The 23,710-nt window shown below is 71.7% G+C and carries 19 protein-coding genes; 8 read left to right on the top strand and 11 right to left on the bottom strand.

The genetic code is table 11. The features are described 5' to 3' along the window. Positions 1–53: 53 nt before the first annotated feature. The 4 genes from DFJ67_RS27950 to DFJ67_RS27935 form a co-directional block, all read right to left on the bottom strand. A complete protein-coding gene (locus DFJ67_RS27950) occupies positions 54–818 on the bottom strand; it encodes an SDR family NAD(P)-dependent oxidoreductase (protein ID WP_116070755.1) in 765 nt (254 codons plus the stop codon). A gap of 4 nt (positions 819–822) precedes the next feature. Then, positions 823–2,706: an ABC transporter permease subunit gene (locus tag DFJ67_RS27945; protein ID WP_116070754.1), complete on the bottom strand. Its 1,884-nt coding sequence runs from the start codon at positions 2,704–2,706 to the stop codon at positions 823–825. Positions 2,707–2,715: 9 nt separating this feature from the next. Further along, positions 2,716–3,927 carry a sugar ABC transporter substrate-binding protein gene (locus DFJ67_RS27940; protein WP_116070753.1) on the bottom strand — a complete coding sequence of 404 codons (1,212 nt, stop codon included), beginning with the start codon at positions 3,925–3,927 and terminating at the stop codon, positions 2,716–2,718. A gap of 81 nt (positions 3,928–4,008) precedes the next feature. Then, positions 4,009–5,508 (bottom strand): M81 family metallopeptidase, encoded by a 1,500-nt coding sequence (locus DFJ67_RS27935; protein ID WP_116070752.1) that lies wholly within the window; start codon positions 5,506–5,508, stop codon positions 4,009–4,011. A gap of 86 nt (positions 5,509–5,594) precedes the next feature. On the opposite strand from DFJ67_RS27935, the gene DFJ67_RS27930 reads away from it, so the two are divergent. From DFJ67_RS27930 to DFJ67_RS27915, 4 genes are read left to right on the top strand one after another with little or no spacing between them, the layout of a single operon-like run. After that, positions 5,595–6,359 carry an IclR family transcriptional regulator gene (locus DFJ67_RS27930; RefSeq protein ID WP_170216008.1) on the top strand — a complete coding sequence of 255 codons (765 nt, stop codon included), beginning with the start codon at positions 5,595–5,597 and terminating at the stop codon, positions 6,357–6,359. A gap of 36 nt (positions 6,360–6,395) precedes the next feature. Beyond that, entirely contained in the window at positions 6,396–7,985 is a 1,590-nt protein-coding gene (locus DFJ67_RS27925; protein ID WP_170216007.1) for an N-acyl-D-amino-acid deacylase family protein, read from the top strand. Next, complete coding sequence (locus DFJ67_RS27920; protein WP_116070749.1) at positions 7,975–9,171, top strand: alanine racemase; 1,197 nt, start codon at positions 7,975–7,977, stop codon at positions 9,169–9,171. The genes DFJ67_RS27925 and DFJ67_RS27920 overlap by 11 nt, the downstream gene beginning before the upstream one ends. 11 nt (positions 9,172–9,182) lie before the next feature. Continuing rightward, complete coding sequence (locus tag DFJ67_RS27915; protein ID WP_116070748.1) at positions 9,183–10,310, top strand: Gfo/Idh/MocA family protein; 1,128 nt, start codon at positions 9,183–9,185, stop codon at positions 10,308–10,310. On the opposite strand, the gene DFJ67_RS27910 is transcribed toward DFJ67_RS27915, so the two are convergent. Both DFJ67_RS27910 and DFJ67_RS27905 read right to left on the bottom strand, forming a co-directional pair. Then, positions 10,279–10,581, bottom strand: coding sequence for an EthD domain-containing protein (locus DFJ67_RS27910; RefSeq protein ID WP_116070747.1), 303 nt, complete (start codon positions 10,579–10,581; stop codon positions 10,279–10,281). The two genes, DFJ67_RS27915 and DFJ67_RS27910, sit on opposite strands and share 32 nt — an antisense overlap. Before the next feature lie 48 nt (positions 10,582–10,629). Next, positions 10,630–11,187, bottom strand: a complete 558-nt coding sequence (locus tag DFJ67_RS27905; RefSeq protein ID WP_116070746.1) for a hypothetical protein — start codon at positions 11,185–11,187, stop codon at positions 10,630–10,632. Positions 11,188–11,288: 101 nt separating this feature from the next. On the opposite strand from DFJ67_RS27905, the gene DFJ67_RS27900 reads away from it, so the two are divergent. Then, positions 11,289–11,885, top strand: a complete 597-nt coding sequence (locus DFJ67_RS27900; RefSeq protein WP_116070745.1) for a TetR/AcrR family transcriptional regulator — start codon at positions 11,289–11,291, stop codon at positions 11,883–11,885. Positions 11,886–12,066: 181 nt separating this feature from the next. Here the strand turns inward: DFJ67_RS27900 and DFJ67_RS27895 are convergent, their stop codons facing one another. The 5 genes from DFJ67_RS27895 to DFJ67_RS27875 form a co-directional block, all read right to left on the bottom strand. Continuing rightward, the gene (locus DFJ67_RS27895) at positions 12,067–14,319 is read right to left on the bottom strand and encodes an ATP-binding protein (RefSeq protein ID WP_147315625.1); all 2,253 of its coding nucleotides are present in this window, start codon (positions 14,317–14,319) and stop codon (positions 12,067–12,069) included. Between the two features lie 145 nt (positions 14,320–14,464). After that, on the bottom strand, positions 14,465–15,217 hold the full coding sequence (locus tag DFJ67_RS27890; RefSeq protein ID WP_116070743.1) for a hypothetical protein: 753 nt from the start codon (positions 15,215–15,217) through the stop codon (positions 14,465–14,467). Next, entirely contained in the window at positions 15,204–15,707 is a 504-nt protein-coding gene (locus DFJ67_RS27885; protein ID WP_116070742.1) for an RNA polymerase sigma factor, read from the bottom strand. Before DFJ67_RS27885 ends, DFJ67_RS27890 begins: the two co-directional genes overlap by 14 nt. 62 nt (positions 15,708–15,769) lie before the next feature. Continuing rightward, positions 15,770–17,404 (bottom strand): glycoside hydrolase family 3 N-terminal domain-containing protein, encoded by a 1,635-nt coding sequence (locus DFJ67_RS27880; protein WP_244940441.1) that lies wholly within the window; start codon positions 17,402–17,404, stop codon positions 15,770–15,772. Between the two features lie 50 nt (positions 17,405–17,454). Beyond that, entirely contained in the window at positions 17,455–17,841 is a 387-nt protein-coding gene (locus DFJ67_RS27875; RefSeq protein ID WP_116070740.1) for a VOC family protein, read from the bottom strand. A 63-nt stretch (positions 17,842–17,904) separates the two neighbouring features. Between DFJ67_RS27875 and DFJ67_RS27870 the strand changes: the two genes are divergently transcribed. The 3 genes from DFJ67_RS27870 to DFJ67_RS27860 all read left to right on the top strand — a co-directional run bounded on the left by DFJ67_RS27870 (position 17,905) and on the right by DFJ67_RS27860 (position 23,708). Further along, entirely contained in the window at positions 17,905–18,816 is a 912-nt protein-coding gene (locus tag DFJ67_RS27870; protein WP_116070739.1) for an RNA polymerase subunit sigma-70, read from the top strand. A gap of 82 nt (positions 18,817–18,898) precedes the next feature. Further along, complete coding sequence (locus DFJ67_RS27865; RefSeq protein WP_116070738.1) at positions 18,899–21,652, top strand: AfsR/SARP family transcriptional regulator; 2,754 nt, start codon at positions 18,899–18,901, stop codon at positions 21,650–21,652. 49 nt (positions 21,653–21,701) lie between these two features. Further along, positions 21,702–23,708 (top strand): BTAD domain-containing putative transcriptional regulator, encoded by a 2,007-nt coding sequence (locus DFJ67_RS27860; RefSeq protein ID WP_116070737.1) that lies wholly within the window; start codon positions 21,702–21,704, stop codon positions 23,706–23,708. Positions 23,709–23,710: the final 2 nt, after the last annotated feature.

Raw genomic sequence — 23,710 nt, 5'->3', positions numbered from 1 at the left:
AAAGCTAAGGCCGGGACGGGTAGCGGCAGCGGGGCCGGATCACGGGCCGCCGCTCACCACACGGTCCATCCGCCGTCGACCACGAGGCTGTGGCCGGTCACGAACGACGACGCCGGCGCGGCCAGGAACAGCACGGCCGAGCGCAGCTCGCGATCGGTGCCCAGCCGGTGCATCGGGGTGCCGGCCTCGAGCGCGGCGATGACCTCGGGCTGGAGCGCGTCGTCGTTGGCCGGGCTCGGGAACATGCCCGGGCACAGCGCGTTGACCGTCACGCCGGTCGGCGCGACCTGCGCCGCCAGAAACTTGGTGAGCCCGATGATGCCGTGCTTGCTGGCGAAGTAGGACGCGATGTCGAGGTCGATCCCGGGATAGCGCGAGGCGTCGCCGCCCACGAGGCCGTAGACCGACGCGACGTTGATGACCCGGCCCCAGCCGCGCTCGATCATCCCCGGGACGAGCCGCTGGAAGAGCCAGAACGGCGACTCGACGTTGAGCGTCATGATGAAGCGCCAGTCGTCGGAGCCGGCCTCGGGCCAGGGCGCGCGGTGCGACAGGCCGGCGTTGTTGACCAGCACGTCGATCGCACCGGCCTCGGCCACCAGTCGGTCCACATCGGACACGATGGTCACGTCGGCCTGGATCGGTATCACGCCGGGCAGGGCGGCGGCCGTCGCCTCCAGCGGCGCCGGCCGCCGGCCGCAGATGACCACGGTCGCGCCGGCGTCGACGAACGCCTCGGTCATCTGCCGGCCCAGGCCGTCGCCGCCGCCGGTGACCAGCACCCGCTTGCCGGTGAGGTCGAAGTCGTCGAGGGCCATCGCGTCAGTTTCCCTTCGCCGCGGCGGCGTCCAGGGCCGCCTCGTCGCCGACCGGTCCCGACGGGCCGCGGACGTCTTCCAGGCCGGCCATCAGGTGCAGCAGCCGGGTGTGTGTCACGTTGCCGATCTCGTCGTCGTAGACGACCTCGCCCAGCCGCAGCACCACGACCCGGTCGGCGGTCGCGAAGACGGTGCGGATGTCGTGGCTGATGAGGATCACGCCGGCGCCGTTGTCGGCCGCCTGCCGGGCGATCCGCAGCACGTTGCGGGTCTGCGTGACGCCCAGCGCCGCGGTCGGCTCGTCGAGGATGACGAGCTTCACGCCTTCCTTCATGGCACGGGCGATCGACACCGACTGGCGCTGCCCACCGGAGAGCCGGCCGACCGATCGGTTCATGTCGGTCAGCGCGATGCCCAGCGACGCCAGCCGGTCCCGGGTGCGGGCGATGGCCGCCGCGTCGTCGCGGACGGGGATGACGCCGAACATCCGGCGGCGCGGCTCGTCGCCGAGGATGAGGTTGTGCGCCACCCCGAGGTTGGGGCAGACCGCGAGGTCCTGGTGCACAGTCTCGATCCCGGCACGGCGCGCGTCGATCGGCCCGCCGAACTCGACCGGCTCGCCGTCGAGCGCGATGGTGCCGGCGTCGGGGCGGTGCACCCCCGAGATGAGCTTGATGAGCGTCGACTTGCCGGCGCCGTTGTCGCCGACGATGCACACCACCTGCCCGGCGCGCACCTCGAACGTGCCGTTGCGCAGGGCGAACACCGACCCGAAACGGCGTGCCAACCCGCTTGCTCTCAGGACCACTTCTCCGGGGGTACGCCGCGCGGCGTCGCCGAGTCCGTATTCGTCTTCGGCCGAACCCGACGCCGATGGCGGTCCCGCGGCCACCGGCGTCGGGTCGGCGGCCTCGATCGGTGCGTCCTTGCGCACCGACCGGGCCCGCCGGTGTTCCGCGATCTGGTCGGCGCCGAGCGCCAGCAGCAGCACGAGCCCCTTGCTGATCTGCTGCCACCAGTCTTCGAGCCCGGCGAAGATCAGGCCGGAACTGAGGATGCCGATCGTCGCCACGCCGACGAACACCCCGGCGGGATGGCCGCTGCCGCCGGCGAACCCGACTCCGCCGAGAATCACGGCGGTGAGCACGTCGAGTTCGAACGAGGTGCCGATCTGCGGCGTGCCGCTGCCGAGGCGCGCGGTGGTCAGCACGGCCACCACGCCCATCAGCAGCCCGTTGACCACGTAGAGCTTGACGACCAGCCAGTCGACGTCGACGCCGGTCAGCCGGGCCGCCTGCTGGTTGCCACCGATCGCGAACAGCCGCAGCCCGGTCGCGGAGCGCAGCAGCCAGAAGCCGCCGATCACGAACAGCACCGCGGCGATGATGACCGGCAGCGGCACGGTGTTGATCCGCGCGCGGCCCAGGAAGATGAACGCGTCCGAGAAGCCGAACACGGACTTGCCGCTGCTGACCAGATAGGCCAGCCCTTTGAAGACCGCCATCGTGCCCAGCGTCACGATGAGCGGCGAGATCTTCATGTATTTGACGAGGATGCCGTTGACCAACCCGAGGATCGTGCCGGTGAGCAGGCCGATGAACACCGCGAGCCAGACGTTGCCCGAGTTCTTGGCGAACTGGGCGGTGACCACGGAGATGAGCGCGTACTGGCCACCGATCGAGAGGTCGACGTTGCCCGAGACGACCAGGAACATCGCGCCGATCGCCGCGATCGCGATCGCCGAGACGTTCATGAGAATCGTCAGGCCGTTGGAGACGGTGAAGAAGTTGTCGTACGACAGTCCGAAGTAGGCGACGAGGACGACGCAGAGCAGTGCGAGACCGGTGCGGCGGCTGGGCTCCCCGGGAACCAGGTAACGGCGTGTCAACGGAACCCCTCAGGCGGCGTAGTTGATGAACTGCTCGCGATCCTGGTAGCGGATCGAACCGAGCATGGTGAAGTAGGTGGCCGAGTTCTTCCAGGTCTCGTCGACGGCCTTCATGTCGGCCTGGTATTTGTCGATGGTCTCGGCCGAGTTGAGCTCGATCGCGTTGAACTGCATGACCTGCGGGATGGGCTTGCCCTCGAGCCAGTCGGCCGCGAACTGGCCCCACGCGTAGCCCATGAGCGGGTAGGCGAACGCGAAGCTGGCCTTGTAGGCGCCGCCCTTGCGGATCTCGGCGAGCGCCTGCTCGTCGCCGTCGATGCCCGACAGATACATGTCGGGCCGGGCCTTGCCTGCGGCCTGGAGCGCGGAGAGCGCACCGAGGCAGTAGGTGTCGCCGCCGACGATCACGTTGACGTCGGGGTGCTGCTGGAGGATGGTGTTCATCGCCTTGAAGCCGCCGTCCTGCGTGATGGCGGCCGGCTGGATGTCGCTGACGATCTTCGCACCGGCGCCGGCGGTCTTGATGCCGTCGAGCGCGCCCTGGTGCCGCGCCTTGAGCACCTCGATCGTGTCGGTGTTGAAGTAGACGACGTTGGCGTTGCCGCCCATCTTCTCGGTGATGTATTTCGCCGCGGCCATCCCCTGTGCGTTGCCGACCTTGTACTGGTCGGCGACCGCCTGCGAGGTGCTGGGCGGGGTGACCAGCGACAGCACCGCCGCACCGGCTTCGATGGCCCGCTTCATCAGCGGGGCCTGCGCGTTGGCGTCCAGTGGCTGGATGCACAGCGCGCCGATGCCGCGTTGGAGGAACGTCTCGATCTGCTCGACGTTCTTGGCCGAGTCGTCGTTGGCGATCGCGGTGACGAACTCGAGGCCGCGGGCCTTGGCGGCCGTCTCGATCGAACGGGTGATCTGAAGGAAGAACTCCGCGTCGGACGTGTTGGCCCACGCGATGCGCTTCGGAACGCCGGCGGGCACCTCACCGGCGGCGCCGCCGAACTGGAACGGCGTCAACTGCTTCTTCTCGGTCAGCCCGTTGCCGATCACCTTCGGGCTCGCGCCGCCGGATCCGGAGCCGGAGCCCGAACCGGTGCCGCTGTCGACCGAACACGCACTCAACACCGGAGCGAAGATGGCTCCCGCTCCGGCCAGCGCGCTGAGGCGCAACAGATCGCGCCGATTGAAGTTGTGCCCCCGACCCCGTGCTGTGTCTTCAGACATTGGGACTCCTATGGGTCGGGTCCGCTATGCGGACTCCGATTCTGCTATGCGGACCACGGTAGAAACGTGAGGTGGCCGCTGTCAATCGTTCGAAGACCTGGGAATTTGGCGGCCCGCGACGGCGGCTTCCCACTCCGCGCCGCGTTCGAGGGGGTAGAGCGGCGCCGGTCGGGAGCGGTAGGCGAGTTGGTCGAGCCCGGCCGGGCAGTAGCCCGGCGTCCGCACGTAGACGGTCTGTGCGGCGTAGCCCCCGAACGCGGCCTTCCACGCGATCGCCCCCTTCGCGACGATCGCCCGCGCGTCGCGGGCGACCACGTCGACCGCGCGCAGGTGGTCGTCGTCGAACGGCACCACCCGGCGCTCGGTGAGCACGATCTGCCCGATGTCGGCTTCGAGCACCACGACCCGGCCCATGTCGACCCGCTGGCGGCGCATGTAGGAGCCGCTGCGCAGGTAGGTGACCGGCCCGTAGCGGCGGACCCGCCCGGTCGCCCGCAACGGCGGACCCATCATGGGGTCGCTGTGGCCGCCGACGTCGAGCGTCAGCCGGTCGCCGTCAGCGGCGTGCGCGGTGTCGACGGCCGCCGGGTCCCAAAGGACCGCGACCGCGGCGCGGGCGCCGGCCCTGGAGAGGGCGTGCAGCAGCGCGGTGCCGTCGCCGGGCGAGCCGCCGCCGACGTTGTCGGCCACGTCGACGAGCACGGTCGGCGCCGGCCCGGAGCGCGCGAGCGCGACGGCCCGGTCGGGGCTGACCAGCGGCGCGTCGAACGCGGCGCGCTGGTCCCAGACGTGCGCGGCGAGCTCGTTGGCCCGGTCGGCGGCGTGCCGGTCGCCGGCGACATACACGGTGAAGCCGAGCCGGTCGCTCTCCGCGTAGGCGAAGCCCGGCAACGCGCTCGCCGTCCAGACTCCGCTCTCCCGGGTGATCGCGTCGGCGGCCGCGAGGATCGACGTCATCGGCTCCGACGCGTCTTCCTGGGCCGGCGGGACCGTCAGCAGCGGCAGCTTGACGGCGTGCCGTTGTGGCCGGTCGCGGCCGCGGGCCATCCGGATCACCAGTTCCATCGTCTCGGCGCCGCGCTCGGCCATGTCGGTGTGCGGGTAGGTGCGGTAGCCGACCAGCACGTCCGCCAGCCGCGGCAGCGCAGGGCCGACGTTCGCGTGGTAGTCGAGGCTCACGCCGATCGGCAGCTCGCCGACGACCGCGCGCAACGCGGCGACCAGTTCGGCCTCCGGGTCGGGATGCCCGTCGACGACCATCGCGCCGTGCAGCGAGAGCATCAGCCCGTCGAGCGGCGGTGCCGCCCGGGTCCGCTCGACCAACGCGTGCAGCATCGTCTCGAAGGCCGCCCGGTCGACGGTCCCGGCCGGAAGCGCGGCGCCGAACAGCAGCCCGACCGGCTCGACCCGGCGTTCCTGCGCCGCTGCGATCGCACCGCCCAGCTCGGTGCCGGTGCCGCGCAGCCCGGCCACCAGGTCCGGGCCCTCGAAATACTGGTAGCGCTGGAAGTCGGTCAGACTCGTTGGTTGCGGTGCGAAGGTGTTGGTTTCCTGCCAGATGCCGCCGAGACCGATCCGCATGCTTCCCACCCGGCCCTTCCAAGCCAACGGTGTGTACGCTTACCGAAATCTAGTTCCGGTATGTGGACCAAGGGAAGAGCCAGCCAGTGGCCAACGAACGACGGACCGACGAGGTCGGCGTCCTCGTCAAGGCGCTCGAAATCCTCGACGCGCTGGCGGCGGACGCGCCCTGCACCGTGGCGCACCTCTGCCAGCAGACCGGTGTGACCAAGCCCGCCGCCTACCGCATCCTCAAGACCCTCGACCAGCGCGGCTACGTCGTGCGTGACGAGGTCCGCCGCGAATACTCGCTCGGCCCGGCCCTCTACGGCCTCAGCCGTGCGGCCCGCAACTCCACCGATCTGGTCCGGCTCGCCCGGCCGTCCATGCACCAGCTCCACGAGGAGTTCGGCGAGACGGTCAACCTCGGAGTGGTCAGCCACGGCCAGGTCGTCTACCTCGACGCGATCGAGAGTGAGCAGCGCCTGCGCACCACGGTCACGATCGCGCTCCGCGACAACGTGCACTCCACGGCGCTGGGTAAGGCGATTCTGCGCGCGCTCCCGGAGAAGGAGGCGCGCGAGCTGCTGTCCGAAGTGGACTTAACGCGGGCCAGCACGCCCCGGACCATCACGTCGATCGAGGACCTGCTCGCCGACATCGCGCGCCGCGACGCCGGCTACGCGGTCGACGACGAGGAGAACGAGCTCGGCTCCCGCTGCGTGGCCGCACCGATCCTCGACGGCACCGACCGGCCGATCGCGGCGATCAGCATCTCCGCGCCGGCCTACCGGATGACCGAGGAGAAGGTGGCGGCCGTCGGCCGGCGGTTGGTCGACGTGTGTGTGCAGCTCGGGAGCGTGCTGAGCTAACCCTGGCTGATGCGATCCCTGGGGAGGGACGATCGATTGGCTCTCGACCTGGTTCTGACCGGCGCGACCATCCATGATGGATCCGGATCGCCGCCGCGACGGGCAGACGTGGGCGTGCGCGCCGACCGGATCGTGCACGTCGGGCCCGACGCCGGCCCTGCTCGGGAGACCGTCGACCTCGACGGGCTCGTGCTCACCCCCGGCTTCGTCGACATACACACCCACTCCGACGTCAGCCTGATCCACGACCCGGCCGGGGAGAGCAAGGCGCTGCAGGGCGTGACCACCGAGGTCGTCGGCAACTGCGGCTACTCGGCGTTCCCGGTCCACCCCGACCGGCGCGCGGCCCTCATCGACCAGGTCGCCCGCCTCGGCGACCCGCCGGCCGCGATCGACTGGTCCGACCTCGACGGCTACGCCGCGGCGGTCGACGCCGCCGGGCCATCGGTCAACGTCGCGCCGCTGGTCGGCCACAGCGCGCTGCGCATCGCCGCCATGGCCGAGCCCTACGGACCGCTGCGCGACGGCGACCTCGACCGGATGCGGTCGCTGCTCGACGCGGCTCTGCGCGCCGGTGCCTACGGGATGTCGACCGGCCTGACCCACACCCCCTCGGCGCTCGGCGACGCCGACGAGGTCGCCGCACTGGTCGCGGTCTGCGCCCGGCACGGCGCGCTCTACGCGACCCACGCGCGGGCCGCGGCCGGGCGGGAGCTCGACGCGATCGACGAGGCGCTCGACGCCGTCCGGCGTACCCGGGGACGGTTGCAGTTCTCGCATCTGGCTTTGAACGACCCGGCCTGGTGGGGCCGCGCGGACGCCGCGCTGGCCCGCTTCGACGCGGCCCGCGACGAGGGACTCGACGTCGCCTTCGACGTCTATCCCTACGACGCCTCCTCGTCGGCGATGGTGCAATACCTGCCCGAGTGGGTGCAGGAGGGCGGCAGCGCCGGCCTGCGCGCGCACGCCGGCGACCCCGACTGGCGGCGGCGCGCGCTCGCCGACATCCGCCCCGGCTTCTTCGGTGGGATCCCCTGGCATTGGGACCGGATCGTGCTCACCGCGGCCGGCCCGCGCACCGACCTGTGTGGACTGTCGCTGGCCGAGGTCGCGGCCCGCCTCGGCCAGCCGGCCGAGGAGGTGTTGCTCGACCTCTGCGTCGAGCTGGGCAGCGCCGCCCAGGTGGTGCTCCACTACCGCACCGAGGCCGACATGACCGCGTTCCTCGCCCACCCCCTCGCGCTGGTGGGCTCCGACGGCAACGCACTGCCGCTCGACCCGGCCGCCACCGACAAGCCGCATCCGCGCGCCTTCGGCACGTTCCCGCGCGTGCTCGGCCGCTACGTCCGCGACCGCGGCGTCCTCGGGCTCACCGACGCCGTGCACAAGATGTCGACGGGCCCCGCACGCCGGCTCGGTCTCACCGACCGGGGCGAGATCCGGCCCGGCTTCGTCGCCGACCTGACCGCATTCGACCCCGCGACGGTCGCCGACCGTGCGACGTTCGAGGCGCCGCGACAGGCACCGGTCGGCGTCGCGCTCACCGTCGTCGCGGGGCAGATCGTCGTCCGAGACGGGGTCCTCGGCCCCGCCCGACCAGGAAAGGTGCTCCGCCGTGCGCGCTGACTTACCCCTCAAAGGGCTGCCCGACGACCCGTCCGCGCCCGGCGACGTCTTCGACGGCACCGTCGCACTGCCGACGGCGGTGTTGCTGCGCGACGCACTCGAGCACAACATCGCCACGATGGCCCGCTATTGCGCCGACAACGGCGTGCTGCTCGCGCCGCACGGCAAGACGACGATGTCGCCGCAGCTCATCCGGCGCCAGCTCGACGCCGGCGCGTGGGCGGTGACGGTGGCGACCGCCTGGCAGGCGCGCACGCTCGCCGCCCTCGGCTTCCGCCGGCTGCTGCTGGCCAACGAGGTCGTCGACGCGGGCTCGCTGTCCACCGTGGACACGCTGCTCGCGAGCCACGACGACCTCGAACTCTACTGCTACGCCGACTCCCCCGCCGCACTGGCCGCGCTGGAGAACGGCATCGCCGCCGACCGGCTGCCGCGACTGCGGGTGCTGGTCGAGCTGGGCATGCCGGGTGGCCGCACCGGCCTGCGCGACGACGACGCGGCACTCGCATTGGCCCGCGCCGTGGCGAAGGGGCCGGCGACGTTGGCCGGCATCGCCGCGTTCGAGGGCATCGTCGCCGGGGATAGCGCGGTCGAGGAGGTCGACCGCCTCCTCGACCGGATGGTCACGCTGGCCCGCGCGGTGGCCGGCGAGGGGCTGGCGGGGCCGGACCCGATCGTCACGGTCGGCGGCAGCGCCTACTTCGACCGGGTCGTGGAGCTGGTGCCGGCGGCCGTCGGGCCGCTCGGCTACCGCACCGTGCTGCGCAGCGGTTGCTACGTCACGCACGATGCCGGCACCTACGCGGAGCTCTCCCCCTTCGGCGACCATCCCCGCGCCGCACACCGCCTACGCGAGGCGCTGCTCGTCTGGGCAGTGGTGCTCTCGACGCCGGAGCCGGGCCTGGCGCTGGCCGGGCTGGGCCGCCGCGACGCGTCGGCCGACTCCGGCCTGCCGGTGCCCCGCTGGCGGCGCCGCGGCACCACCGTCGAACCGTTCGACGCGACCGTGTTCGCGGTCAACGACCAGCACGCCTACCTGCGGCTCCCGCCGGGATCGACGGTCGAGGTCGGTGACCTCGTCGCGTTCGGGATCTCCCACCCCTGCACCACGTTCGACAAGTGGACGGGCATCCCGATCGTCGAGCCCGACGGGACCTTCGCCGAGATCGCGTACACGTATTTCTGAAAGGAACCGGCATGGCACCTCACCGGCTCGCGGTCATCGGCTGTGGCGACATGGAAGACGCCCACCGGCAGGTCTTCGCGGAGCTCGGCGACCGAGTGGAGGTCGTCGGCACCGCTGACGTGGTCCCGGAGCGGGCGCGCCGGGCCGCCGCCCTGCTGGGCGCCCGGCGGGCCGTCACCGACTACCGCAAGCTGCTCGACGACGTCGACGCCTGTCTGGTCGTCACGCCGCACGACCTCCACCACGAGATCGGCGTCACCTGCCTGCGCGCCGGCAAGCACGTGCTCATGGAAAAGCCGATGGCGGTGACCGAAGCGCAGTGCCTCGACCTCATCCACACCGCCGCCGTGGCCGGGACGACCCTGATGACCGCGTACCCGATGCGCTTCCATCCGCTTGTCGCCCGCGTCCGTGAGCTGGTCGCGGCCCGCGCCTACGGCGAGGTCTTCCAGGTTTCGATTTTTACCGAGCAGCACACCGAGCACCCCGAAGGGCACTGGATCCGGTCGGCGGCGCGGCTCGGTGGCGGGCAGTTCTTCAGCCACGGCTGCCACTACGTCGACCTGCTCCTGTGGCTGCTCGGGCGTCCGGTGCGCGGCACCCACCTGGGCACCCGCGCCGGCACGCCGTGGATGGAGCGGGAGGGCACGAGCAACGCGACGATCGAGTTCGAGGGCGGCGCGCTCGGCTACCACTTCGGCACCTGGGGTGCCCGCGCGACGCGCCACGGGTACGCGATCCACGTGCACTGCGCCGGCGGCATGCTGGAGGCCGACCTGACGGGTGGGGTGCTCTACGCGCACAAGCCGTGGCCCGGTGACGCACCGCGCGGTGGGCTCTCCGGCCGGCTCTCCCCCGACCCCGCCGATGCCGAGGTCCTGATGACCGTGTCGGCCGACTCGAAGCACCTCGGAGCCGAACTCGTCCACTTCGTCGACTGCCTCGACAATTCGTCCCCACCGCTGACCGACGGCCCCGGCAGCCTCCAGGGTCTGCGGGTGATCTGGCGGCTCTACGAGGCCGAGCAGGAAGGCGTCGTCGCCGACCTGCGCGGCCTCGGGCTCGACGAGGAATGGGACCGACCGGGGCTCGCGCAGTTGCCGGCCGCTACTGCTCGATATCGGAGAACAGCCCCGTGAAGGTCACCTTCGTTCCTACGAGCCCACCGAACAGGGCTGCGTCGGCAGGCGTGGTCACCGCGGCCGAAGCGTCCTCGTAGCTGTCGAAATAGAGGTCGAGCGTCCGGTAGGCGGGCGTGGGCGAGCCGTCCTCCTTCGGCCACACCTTGGCCGACTCGACCCGCTGGACCTTCGGCAGCGTGTCCGCGGCCTGCCGCACCTCCGCGTAGGCCTTCTCGAACTCGTCCGGGTTCGCGGGATTGTCAACGATCAACGTGATCTTGGTTGGCATGACGCCCTCGTTCTCTCGTTGGGGTGGCCGGGTTGCCACCAGTCCATCTCAGTTGGTCTTCGGCGTGCGGCGCAGCCGGATGGCCGCGATGAGGAAGAAGATGGCGCCGGGGATGGCGTAGCCGATCGCGTTGGTCAGCGCCGGATCGTCGGCGGAGGCAGCGGCGACGAACGCCCCACCGGCGAGCACGGAGAGGCCGCCGCTGATGATCATCGGCCACTGGCCGCCCATGCCGCGGCGGGTGACGCCCACGACCAGTTGGACCAGCCCGGCCACCACCGCCCAGACACCCCACACGCGCAGGACTGCCGGAATGCCGGACGCGCCGGCGACGGCCAGACCGACGGCGGCGAGCACGCTGACCACGATGTTGACGCGCAGCAGAGTGGGCGAGCCGGTGGTGCGCGACGAGCGGAGGTCGATGACCGCGGCAGCCGCGTCGACCAGCGGGTAGATCACCAGGAGCGTGGTGGTGAGCACGGTGAGCTCGTCGGCGATCGCGAACGTCACGGCCGCCCAGACGACGGCGAACGCGAAGCGGGCGAAGTAGAGCCGCCGGAGCGCGGTCGCCGTCGTCGAGAAGCCGGGTGCGGTGAGGGTGGTCATGATCGGCCCTTCTGGAAGAACGAACGTTCTGTCTGGGCTCAGGATGACGCGGCTCAGTTCGCGCTGTCAAGACCGAACGTTCTATCCGCTACGCTGGGCACATGGATCGCACCGAACCCGAGACCCGGCCATCCGAGGCGCGCCTGCGGCTCCTGACCACGGCGACCCGGGTTTTCTACGCGGAAGGCATCCATTCGGTCGGCGTCGACCGGATCATCGGCGAGGCGAAAGTGACCCGGGCCACGTTCTACCGGCACTTCCCAGGCAAGGAAGACCTCGTTCTCGCCTATCTCCAGAGCGCCGACCAAGGCATCCGCGGCCAGGTGGAAACGGCCCTCACCGCTGGCGTATCACCGGGTGAGGGCCTCCGGGCCATCGCGGCGGCGATCGCACAGGGCATCCAGTCGCCCGGCTTTCGCGGGTGCGCGTTCCTGAACGCCGTGGCCGAATATCCCGATCTCGCCCATCCCGTGCACCAGGCCGTCCTCGCCCATCGGGAGTGGTTCCTCGACACGGTCACCACGCTGATGGCGCGCATCGAGGCGGCCGGGGCCGAAGCGGCCGCGCAGCAGTTCGTCATGCTCCGCGACGGCGCCATGGCGGCCGGATGTCTGTTCGACCCGGCCGCGATCTGCGCGACCTTCCTCCGCGGTGTCGACGGGCTGGTCGCGCTGCACGAGTCGCGCCGGCCGGCCTGACCGCGTTCGGATCCGTTCGAGGGTGTTCGAGATCCTTCCTCCGGGTGTCCGGGGCACCGACGATTGCCGCGTCAGTGTTTCCGAGGCAGTTTCCGAGACAGCAGGAGGAGCCCGCAAGACGCTTCCCTGGTGAGCGACTCGCCGGATGGGCAATGAGTTCGGGGGCCGTCCGGCGCGCATGTCAGCCGGCGATCGGCGTGGGCGCGCCGATCGCCGGCTCGTGCAGCAGTTCCGCCGCCTCGTCCTGGCACGCCCGCGCCCGCGCGGACTGGCCGAGGCTCGTGTAGATGTCGCCCAGCAATTGCAGGGCCAGACCGCACCCGCGGTCGTGGCGCAGCTCCCGGCTGATGGCCAGGGCCCGCTCGGCGTGGCCCAGCGCCTCGCGCCGCTGACCGGCGAGCTGCTCGGTCTCGGCGAGGTTGGTCAGCACCAGCGCCTCCCGGAGCCGGTCGTCCAGCTCACGGGTGATCGCGAGGCCGGCGCGGTGATGGTCGAGCGCCTCCTCGAACCGGCCCATCCGGCGCAGCACGATCCCGATGTTGTCCAGTGTGGACCCGGTCTTGTATTGGTCGCTCAGCTCCTTGCGCAGCGCCAGGCTCCGCTCCAGGCACCGCAGCGCGGCGTCGAGGTCGCCGTTGTCGCGGTGGGCGTTGCCCAGGTTGTTGAGGCACGCGGCCTCCCCCGCCCGGTCGCCGAGCTCCCGCCTGATCGCCAACGCCTGGTCGAGCAGCTCGATGCCCTCGCGCCGCCGCTCGTGCCGCAGCATCGCGATGGCCAGGGTGTTGAGCGCCTGCGCCGTGCCGCGCTGGTCGCCGAGCCGCCGCGCGGCCGCGATCGCGAGCTGGCCGAGGCGGGCCTGGTCGACGAAGTGGCCGGCATAGTCCAGGTATTTGGCGACGGCGACGCCCAGGTCGCGGATCGCCGGCAGCGCCCGGCCGGCCGCGAACTCCTGGCCGGCGAGCATCCGCAGGTTGACCCGCTCCTGTTCGAGCCACTGCCAGGCCTGCGCGGTGGTGGCGTCGGGTGCGATCAGACGCTGCGCGGTGCCGCCGAGCTCCGCGTACGGCAGCGGATCATGCGGGAAGAGCGAGCGCGCGGCGCTCGCGGCGGCACTGAACATCACCGCCGCCAGCCGCTCCCGCACCGCGAGCCGGACGGCCGGCGGATCCACGGCCTCGGCCTGCTCACGCGCGAAGATCCGCACACTGTCGTGGTAGCGGAACCGTCCCGGCGCGGGGCACTCGACCAGATGGGCATCGACGAGCAGGTCGAGGGCGCGCTCGACGGCCACCGGAGGCGTGTCGAGCATCGCGGCGCAGGCAGCCGCACCCAGCTCGATCCACTCGGGCACCGCGGCAAGGCGGAACACGGACGCGGCGATGTCGGCTTGCAGGCTCCGATATCCCACCCGCAGGCCCGCGCGCACGGACAGGTCGCCGACCTCGAGCTCGTCGAGGTGGCGGGCATGGTCGCCGAGGTGGGCGGCGAGGGCGCCGAGGATGCCCGGCGCCTGCCGGCCCGCGGCCCGGGCGCCCACGATCCGCAGCGCGAGCGGAGACCCGCCGCAGAGCCGGACGATGTCACCGGCGGCCGCGGCCTCGGCGGCCACCCGCTCCGGCCCGCAGAGGTGCGCGAGCAACTCCCGCCCGGCCGGGGCCGGCAGCGGCTCCACCGCGAGCCGCCGGGTCACGTCGAGGTCGGGCAACCGCCAGCGGCTGGTGACCAGCGTGGTCGACCGTGGACCACTGGGCAGCAGCGGCCGCACCTGCGCAGCCGACCCGGCGTTGTCGAGCACGACCAACATGGCGCGGTCGGCCGTCGTACTCCGGAAAAGCGCGCTCGCCTCGTCGACGGTGGCGGGTGCCGTGCGCACGCCGAGCGCCCGCAGGAAGCCGAGAAGCACGTCGTGCGGCTCGCTCGGCGCGGCGTCGGCGCTGGCCCCACGCAGGTCGACGTAGAGGCAGCCGCCCGGATGCCGGCCGGCCGCGCGGTGGGCGGCCAGCACCGCGAGGGCGGACTTGCCGACACCGCCGGCGCCGGTGAGCAGCCACACGCCCGGCGGCTGGGCCAACCCCTCGGCGAGCCGGTCGAGCTCGTCGTCGCGACCCACCAGCACGGGCGGCGCTGGTGGCAACTGGAACGGCCGCTCGACGGGCTCCGGATCCTCTACGGTGGCCGGTTTCGTCCCCTCGGCCAGCCGTTCCCACACGGCGATCCATTGCCGGACCGCCGCGGGCGGGACCTCACACGCGGTCAGGACGGCGGTGACCAGCTCCCGGCGCGGAAGGGTCTGCCGGGCGAGCATGGTGGCGAGCGTGCTGGCGGGCAACACGGCGCCGGCCAGCTCGGCCCGTTTCGCGATCGTCCGGTAGGACAGGCCCGACCGGTCCCGTACGCGGCGCAGCAGGACGACGAACTCCTCTGCGGTCGTCACTCCGCGTGGATCGAGCGCCTGCATGTACCTCCGGTCCCGGTAAGCCAGCCATCACCTGGCGTCGATGATCTCGCGACGGGCCCACGTCCGGCAACGTGCCGTCCTACTTCGTGGACATGCCGGGTGTGACGAGAGGCCAACCCGCTCAGTCGGCCGGGGACAGCCGCGCCCGGGTGACGATCAGGTTCTCTGCCCGCGCCGAAGACGGGACTTGGAAGCGCAGTTCGTGGGCATCGACGTCGACGGGGCCGAGGACGAGCGCCACGTCGTATTCGCCGGCCGAGGACCAGACCTCGGGCCAGGTCTGCGAGCCGCAAAGCGTCGTACGCGGACCCAGATTCTGCACGTGAGGGCTGCCAGGAGCCACGTCGAATCCCTCACGCACCGGGTCGACGCCCTGCCCTCGGGTGTCGCCGGGCTGGTTGAGCATGGGGCCGCCGCCGACGATGATGCCGTCTTTGAGGTAGAGCACTTGCATACCCGACGGACGACCGGCCGCCACGAAGACCTGGCGCGTCGTCTCGAACGTTGCGGTGAGGGCGGGTGCCGCCTGGTCGGAAACCTTCTGCGAGGTCACGGTGACCGTCAGCGCGTCGACCGTGGGCGAGTCGGGCACGTCGTAGGGCGCGCCACAGATGAACAGCGCGGGTGGCTGTTGCGGACGCGGCGAGTAAGACGGACCTGGCGTCGCGACCATCAAAGGTGTGCCTCCGGTCAAGCCACCCACGGCGAAGGCCACCGCGGAGATCACCGCGATCGAGGCGATACCCGTCCCGGCTGCGACAAGCCGCCGACGGCGTTTCACCCGCGACCTGACCTGGTCGGTCGTCACCCGCAGCGGGGCGGCCCGGTTGGCCGTGTCGTCGAGCCGGGCCCGGAGCAGGTCATCGGAACGCATGATCGTCCTCCTCGTCCAAGAGCCCCACCAGCCGGCGCCGCCCGTCATGCAGGTGCCGTTTGACCGTGCCGGCACCACAGCCGAGCTGGGCGGCGATGTCAGAAACCGGCAGGTCGAGGTGGTAATAGAGCACCACGCAGGCGCGCTGTTGCGGCGTCAACGTCAGCAGAGCGGCCCGGAGGTCATGGCGGGCATCGGCGCCAGCTGATTCGTCGGGCGCTGATGCCGGCGCCGCGACCACCGGCATCAGGCGGCGCCAGATCGCGCGCCGTCGGGCCTGGTCGAGAAAGAGGTTGAGCATTGATTTGCGCACGTATTGCTCCAGGTGCGCCACCTCGTGGCGCCGCCGCCGGGTGAATGCCTTGACCAGGGCGTCCTGGACCAGGTCATCCGCCTCGGTGTCGCTGCCGCACAGCAGGAAGGCATAGCGCTTCAGTGCCGCTCCGCGCATGGCGACCAGGTCTGCCAGCGCGGACTCCCACGTCGCCATCGATGCCTCCTTCAGCAACTTAGACGAGTGGCGACGCCTTTCGGTTGGGGCAGATCGCTCCGTTAGCGGGGGCGGAGGGTGTCGACGCGGGTCACGGCCTGGTCGATCTGGGCCTCGGTGAGCTGTCCGGTGCGGACCAGGTTGACGACGTTGTCGAGGGTCTCGTCGACGACGTTCGGGTCGTACACCTGCTGGTTGGCGAATACGAGCAGGTCAAGGCCTGCCTTGAGGGCCAGCGCGACCGATTCGTCGCGGCCGTAGCGCCGGGTGATGGCGGCCGCCTGCATGTCGTCGCTGACGGTGGGGCCCTTGAAGCCCAGTTGGCCGCGGAGCAGGTTCGTGACGACCGCCGGGGACAGCGAGGCCGGCAGGTTCGGGTCGAGTTGCTTGATCAGCAGGTGGGCGACCAGGACGGAGTCGGCGTTGCCGCTGGCGATCAGGCGCTGGAACGGTTCGAGTTCGATGGGCCGCCAGGTGGCGCTGACGTCGACGACGTCGAAGTCCGTGTTGCCGGTCGCGGTGCCGAAGCCGGGGAAGTGCTTGAGCGACGTCTTGACCTTGCTGGCCCGGTGGACCTGGATCTCCTCGGTCGCGTTCGTGACGACGACGTCGACGTTGGCCGAGAAGCTGCGGCCGAGCTGGCCGATCGCGGGGTTGTTCGGGTTCAGGTTCAGGTCGACGACCGGCGCGTAGTTGAGGTTGGCGCCGATCGACGTCAGGCTGCTGGCGATCTGCTGGGCCCAGGCCCGCGTCGCGGCCGGCGAGTTCTCGGCCCCGATCTCGGCCTCCGATTTCGTCGCCGGGAAGCCGTTGCTCGGGTTGAGGCGGGCGACCTGGCCGCCTTCCTGGTCGATCGACACGATGAGCCGGCCGGGTGAGGCCTGCCGCAGGCTCTTCACGAGCGCCGTGACCTGTGCCGGCGAGCTGATGTTGCGCGGGCCGTTGGTCGCCAGTTCCTTGTCGAAGAGGATGACGCCGCCGAGGCCGTTTCGAATCGCCTTCACGATCCAGTCGTTGCTGTTGACCGTCTCGCCGCGGAAACCGACCACGAGCAGGCTAGCGATCTTGCGGCGGAGTGCGGCCTCGTCGGTGACGCGGGGTGAGGGCGTCGGACTCGCCGGCTGCCGCGGTGGCGTCTCGGCCGTGCTGGCACCACAGCCTGCCAGACCCGCGACCACGGCCGAGCCGACGCCCGCGAGTAGCCGCCGGCGGGTCACGGATGCATTCTTCACCCGACCCAGGCTACGGCCGATCTTCGGACCTAGCGGGCATATCGATGGGGCTCGGGTAGCGCAAACTTTGTAGGCGGGTTCGAGTTCGCGAAACCGCGCGGCGGCATCGCACCGGTCGCGTCCGGCGAGGTAGGCGGTGAGGTCTTCGACATGGATCTGGTTCCCGGCACCGTAGGCGGGCAGCAGGTGCAGCGGCATGCCGCGCGCCTCCCAGACCAGCATGGTCTGGTCACCGTCGGCGGTCAGCGTGACCTCGGTGACATGATCACCGGCGTCGACCACGCGCAGGCGCCGCGGCGGCTCACACACGTCGATCCGCACGTCGCCCTCCCAGCCACTGGCGTGGTAGCGCGCGTGGTAGCTGCCGCCATCCCTGACGATGTCGCCGAGCCAGCGGGCCAGCCGCGGCGGATCAGTGATCGCTGACCACAGGTCGTCGATATCGGTGCCGTAGCGCTCCTCCATGCGGACGACACCTCTGCCGCCCGCCGATCCGAGACTGCCCAGGATCCGCATCAGCTCGGTTCCCCCCACGTCGACAGGCAGAAGGCGTGCCCGGCCGGATCGGCGAAGACGGTGCAGTGGTCGTCGTTCGGCTGGTGGTCGAACTTGACCGCACCGAGGTCGAGCGCGAACCGTTCGGCCGCAGGGCGATCGGTGACGTAGAAGTCGAGGTGCATCTGGATCGACGCGGCCGGGTCGGGCCACACCGGTGGTTGATATCCGGGTGTCGCCTGGAAGGCGATCTCTCCGTCGCCGGTCCGGATCAATGCCCAATGATCCTGTCGTACGATCACCGCTCCGCCGGTCAATGCCGCGTAGAAGTCGGCGAGCGCGCCGGCATCCGCGCAGTCGACGGTCGTCCCGCTGTAGCGGATGCTCGGCCTCTCGTTATGGTCCACCAACTCGCTCCTTCACTGGTCGTCAGGAGATAAGACCGGCGCGGCGGGGCAGAATCATCGGTCGTGGAGTTCACCGAGCTGGTCGCACCGCTGCGTGACGAGCTGCACGCGCACTGCTACCGCATGCTCGGTTCCAGCCACGACGCCGACGACGCTTTGCAGGAGGCCATGCTGCGAGCCTGGCGTGGCCTCGGGGCGGTCCGGTCGCCCGATGCGGTCCGCTCCTGGATCTACACGGTGGCCACCCGCACCTGCCTCGACGTCATCCAGCGCCGCGGCAAGCGGGCCCTCCCCGTCGATCTCGGACCGGCCAGCACCTTCGCGTTGACCGCCGACGTGCCGGACGACGAGGTCGCCTGGCTCACCCCCTACCCGGCCTACGAGCATCGCGAATCGGTCGAGCTCGCGTTCGTCGCGGCGTTGCAGCACCTGCCCGGCAACCAGCGTGCCGCGCTCCTCCTGGTCGAGGTGCTCGGGTTCACGCCAGCCGAGGTCGCACACATGATGAGCACCACGGTGGCGTCGGTGAACAGTGCGCTCCAGCGCGCCCGGGCCCTGATCGCGTCGAAGGCGCCGACCCCGGTCCAACGGGTCGACGACGCGCGAGCGCGGGCGCTGGCCGCGACGTACGCCGACGCCCTGCGCCGCGGCGACGTCGGCGCGCTGGTCGCGATGCTGACCGAGGACGTCACCTGGTCGATGCCGCCGCTGCGCGGCTGGTACGCGGGGCTGGCGGCAGTGCGCGACTTCGCCGAACGGATACCGATGGGATCGTGCGGCCAGTGGCAGCACCTGCTCACGCGGGCCAACGGCCAACCGGCCGTGGCATCGTATTCGTGCCCCGACGGCGGCGACGCGTTCGGCGCCTGGTCGATCGACGTGTTCAGCTTCCGCGACGACCGGGTCTGCGCCATCACCTCGTTCATCGGGGTAACCCACTTCGCCGCGTTCGGCCTGCCGGCTGTCTATCAATAAGGGGACGAGATCGAAACCTGCCTTGCTCTACGGTGGACCGGACGGGACGCGCCGGGGGGCGGGGGCGGGGGTCGAGTGGTCTATGCAGTTTCGTCTACTGGGTCCGGTCGAGTTGTGGGACGGCGACCGGCGGGTCGATCTGGGCCCGATGAAGCAACGCACGGTGCTGGCGGTCCTGCTCGCCGACGCCGGCCGCGCGGTCGGCCCAGACACGCTGATCGACCGGGTGTGGGGCGACCACCCGCCCGCACAGGTGCGAAACGCGCTGCACACCTACATCGCACGGCTGCGCGGGCTGCTCGGCCGCCTCGGTGACGACCCGCCTCGGCTGGTGAAACAGCCGGCCGGCTACCGCCTCGACCCCGGCGGCGCGGCCGTCGACCTGCACCGCTTCCACACCCTGAGCACGTCGACCGGCTCCCCCGACGAGCAGGCCCGGCTGCTGCGCGAGGCCCTCGAGCTGTGGACCGGCGAGCCGCTCGACGGCGTCGGCGGCGCCTGGGCCGACGAGTGCCGGACCCGCTGGCTGGCCGAGCACCGCGACGCCACCGTCCGCTGGGCCGGCCTGGAGCTCGGCCTCGGCCGGAGCGCCGACACGCTCGGGCCGCTGGAGCGGCTCGCCGACCGCTATCCGTTGGTCGAGCCGGTCATCGACGCGCTGATGCGGGCCCTGCACGCCGCGCAGCGCGATCCCGAGGCGCTCGAGCGCTACGAGCTGCTGCGCCGCACGCTCGCCGACGAGCTGGGCGTCGACCCGGGCAACGGCCTGCAACAGCTCCACCAGTCGATCCTGCGCGGCGAGCTCGGCTCACCGCTCATCACGCCGGCCGCACAGATCCCGGTCGGCGTTGCCGGTTTCGTCGGCCGGCGCGAGCAGCTCCAACGCCTCGACGAGCCGTCCGAGATCACGATCCTGCACGGCACGGCCGGCGTCGGGAAGACCTCCCTGGCCGTGCGGTGGGCGCGCGGCGCCGCCGAACTGTTCCCCGACGGGCAGCTCTACGTCGACCTGCACGGCTTCTCGGCCAGCGACGCGGTGACCGCGCCCGCCGCGGCCCTGCGCGGCTTCCTCGAGGCCCTCGGGGTGCCGCGACAACGCATTCCCGTCGACCTCGACGACCGGGCGGCGCTCTACCGCAGCCTGCTCGCGGGCCGGCGCGTGCTGGTCGTGCTCGACAACGCCCGCGACGCCGACCAGGTGCGGCCGCTGCTGCCCGGCACCCCCACCGCGCAGACCGTGGTGACCAGCCGCAGCCGGCTCACCGGCCTCCAGGTCGCCTACGCCGCCCGCACCGTCGCCCTCGACCTGCTCGACGAGGCCGAGGCGGAGCGGCTGGTCGTCGCCCGCATCGGCCACGAGCGAGGGGCCCGCGAGCCCGACGCGCTGCGCGAGATGATCGGCCGCTGCGCCGGGCTGCCGCTCGGGCTCGCGGTGCTGGCCAGCCGCATCGAGATGCGCCCCGACGTGCCGCTGGCGGTGCTGGCCGCCGAGCTGCGTGAAGACGGCAACACCCTCGACGCGCTGGCCAGCGACGACACGGCGATCGACGCGCGCACCGTGTTCTCCTGGTCGCTGCGGCGGCTCAGCCCCGCCGGCGGGCGCCTCTTCCGGCTGCTGGGCGTGCAGTTCGGCAACGACATCAGCGTGCCGGCGGCGGCCAGCCTCGCGGCGCTGCCGGTGGCGCAGACCCGGCGGCTGATCCAGGAGCTGCTCGGCGCACAGTTGCTCGCCGAGGCGCGCCCGGGCCGCTACGCGATGCACGACCTGCTCCGGGAATACGCGCAGGAGCTCGTCGAGGATTCGGACCGCGGGCCGGCGGAGGTTCGCCTGCTCGACCACTACCTGCACGTCAGCCATGCGGCCCGGCTCCGGATGACGCCCATCTACAGCTACCTGACGCTCCCCGACGCCGCGCCGGGCGTGCAGATCGTGCCGATGGCCGACTACGAGGCCGCCCACATCTGGTTCGCCGCCGAATATCCGGTGCTCACCGCGGCGGTCCGGCGCGCACTCGCTGTCGGGCTGCCCTCGGTCGCGTGGCGGCTGAGCTGGACGTTCAGCAAGTTCCAGCAGCAACAGGGCAACTGGCGCGACCGGATCGACGGTGGCCGGCTCGTGCTCGACGCCGTCGTGCGCGCCGGCGACCGGGTCGGTGAGGCGCACGTGCGGCACGGCCTGGCGGTCGCCTACAGCCGGATGGGCCAGGCCCAACTGGCCCGGAGCACAGCCGAGGAAGCGCGGCGGATCCACGAGGAGATCGGCGACCCGTCGGGCGAGGCGCTCACCCTGACCACCTTGGCCATCATGGTCCATCGCACCGGCGATCCGGCGCTGGCCAGGCACTACTACGAGCGCTCGTTGCTGCTCAACCAGATCGCGGGAAACCGCCTGGGCGAGGGCGCCGCGCTCAACTCCCTGGCCTTCCTGGCCTGCACGGTCGGAAACTTCCAGGAGGCTGTCGACTACGGGCACCAGGCCCTGGCGGCCCTGGCCGATCACGACTACCTGCTCGTCCGCGCCGCCACCTGGGACACACTCGGCGCCGCCTACCAACACCTGGGCCGGCTCGACACCGCGGTCGACGCCTTCCGGCGCGCCATCGCCTATTTCACCCGCGGCGACGACCCCTACTATCTCGCCGCCTCGCACATCCATCTCGGCTCCGCCCTGCTCGACGGCGACGACCGCGAAGGCGCCCGCACCGAGTGGCAACGGGCCGAGCGGCTGCTCTCCGATCTGGAGCACGACCGGGTGGCGGAGGTGCGGCGGCGGCTGGCCGACCTCGACCGCCCGGCCGTCCGGAACGCCAACTCCGTGTTCGGCGAGGTGGTGTAGTCAAGAACAATCAAGAATCGTTCATGTCGTACGCCCGAAGCTTCGTCTCGTGGATCTGAACTTCGGCAGTCAGTTGCGCCTGAAGCGCCAGGATGCGGGTTTGACCCAACGCGAACTGGCCACCCGGTCGGGGCTCAGCGTCGCCGTCATCCGTGACCTGGAGCAGGGCCGAACCAAGCAGCCGCAGCCCCGCTCGATCGAGGCGCTCGCCGGCGCCTTGCGGCTGCGCCCCGCTCCCCCGGCCCGGCCGGCACCGCCACAGCGCATCGAGACTGCGAGCCAACCGGTGATCCAGATCCTGGGACCGCTCACCCTCCGGTTCGCCGGCTGGGGCGCGGGTTTCGGTCCTGGACCGCGCACCGTGCTGGGCCGGTTGGCGTTGACTCCCGGCCAGGCCGTGCCACGGGCGGAGCTGATCGACCTGCTGTGGCCGGCCGAGCAACCACCCGCGTCGGCGGTCAACCTGGTCCAGACCTATGTCTCCCGCCTCCGGCGCGTGCTGGCCCCGGCGGGGCTGCTGAGCCTGGTGCCCGGCGGCTACGCGCTGGCGGTCTCCGCCGACCACCTCGACGCGCTGCGGTTCGGCGACCTGGTCGACGAGGCTCGTGAGGTGGCGACCCGTGATCCGGCCCGAGCCGGCGAGCTGCTCGACCGGGCCCTGGCGCTGTGGCGGGGCGACCCGCTCGCCGACCTGGTCGCCCTGGCCGAACACCCGTCCGTCGTGACGTTGCGCGAGGAACGGGTCCGGGCCGGGCTGCTGCGCGCCGATGTCGCGGACGCCTGCGGTGAGCACGACGTGGCAGTGCGGATGCTGCGGCCGCTGACCGACCGGCATCCGCTGCACGAGCCGCTGCACGCCCGGCTCATGCTGGCTTTGGCGGCGACGGGACGGCAGTTCGAGGCGCTGGAGCTCTACGACGGGATCCGGCAGCGGTTGCTCGAGCAACTCGGCGTCGACCCCGGCCCCGAGCTGGCCGGCTACCGGCAACGGGTGCTGCGCCAACAATGGCGGCCCGCCGCCGCCCGACCCGTCCGGGCAACCGTCCCGTTCCAGGTGCCCGCCGCTCCCGCCGACTTCACCGGCCGGGCCGCGCCGCTCCGCGAGGTGCACCGCCTGCTGGATCAGCCGACGGCCGCGGTGGTCTGCGCGATCTGCGGGGTCGGCGGTGTGGGCAAGACCGCCGTAGCCGCCATGGTCGCGTCCGGGCTACGCGCCGCCTACCCCGACGGGCAGCTCTTCGTCGACCTGCGGGGCTCCGGGCCGGCGCCGCTGCACCCGGTCGAGGCGCTCGGGTCGCTGCTGCGCGCTCTCGGGGTAGAGCGCGACCTGCCGGCCGACGTAACCGAGCGGGCCGGGCTCTACCGCAGCATTCTGGCCGACCGTCGGGTGCTCGTGGTGCTCGACGACGCGCGCGACGCGGCTCAGGTCCGGCAACTGCTGCCCGGCCCGGGCCGGTGCACCGCACTGGTCACCAGCCGCCGGCGCCTGGTCGACCTCGCGGGCGCACGGCTGGTGGATCTGGACCTGCTCTCCGCCGGCGAGGCGGTCGAGCTTCTGGCGGCGGTGGCCGGCAGAGCCCGCGTCGAGGCCGAGCCGCGCGCCGCCACGGCGCTGGTTGTCGCGTGTGGACGGTTGCCGCTCGCCGTCCGCATCGCGGGCGTGCGGCTGGCGAGCCGGCCCGGGTGGAGCCTGCACGCGTTCGTCGAGCGTCTCGCCGACGAGCGTCACCGGCTCGACGAGTTGCGCGCCGGCGACCTCGACGTGCGTGCGACGTTCGAGCGCAGCTACGCCCAGTTGGCGCCGCCCGAGGCACGGACCTTTCGGCTGCTCGCGTTGGCGCCGGGCGTGCAGATCGGGCTTCAGGCCGCGGCTGCTCTGCTGGGCATCGACCCGGCCGCCGCGGAGCACGGGCTCGACTCGCTGGTCTCCGTCAACCTGCTCCAGTGGCTGCCGGGTGACCGCTTCACATTCCACAACCTTCTCCGCTTGTACGCCATCGAACTGGCCGGTGCCCTTCGCGTCCGGGCGGTCGGGTTGACCGCCCGGACGGGGTGAGG

It is taken from the genome of Asanoa ferruginea, assembly GCF_003387075.1.
GTDB lineage: Bacteria > Actinomycetota > Actinomycetes > Mycobacteriales > Micromonosporaceae > Asanoa > Asanoa ferruginea.
Note: the sequence above shows the minus strand (reverse complement) of the source record. Positions and strands in the feature narration are given on the sequence as shown.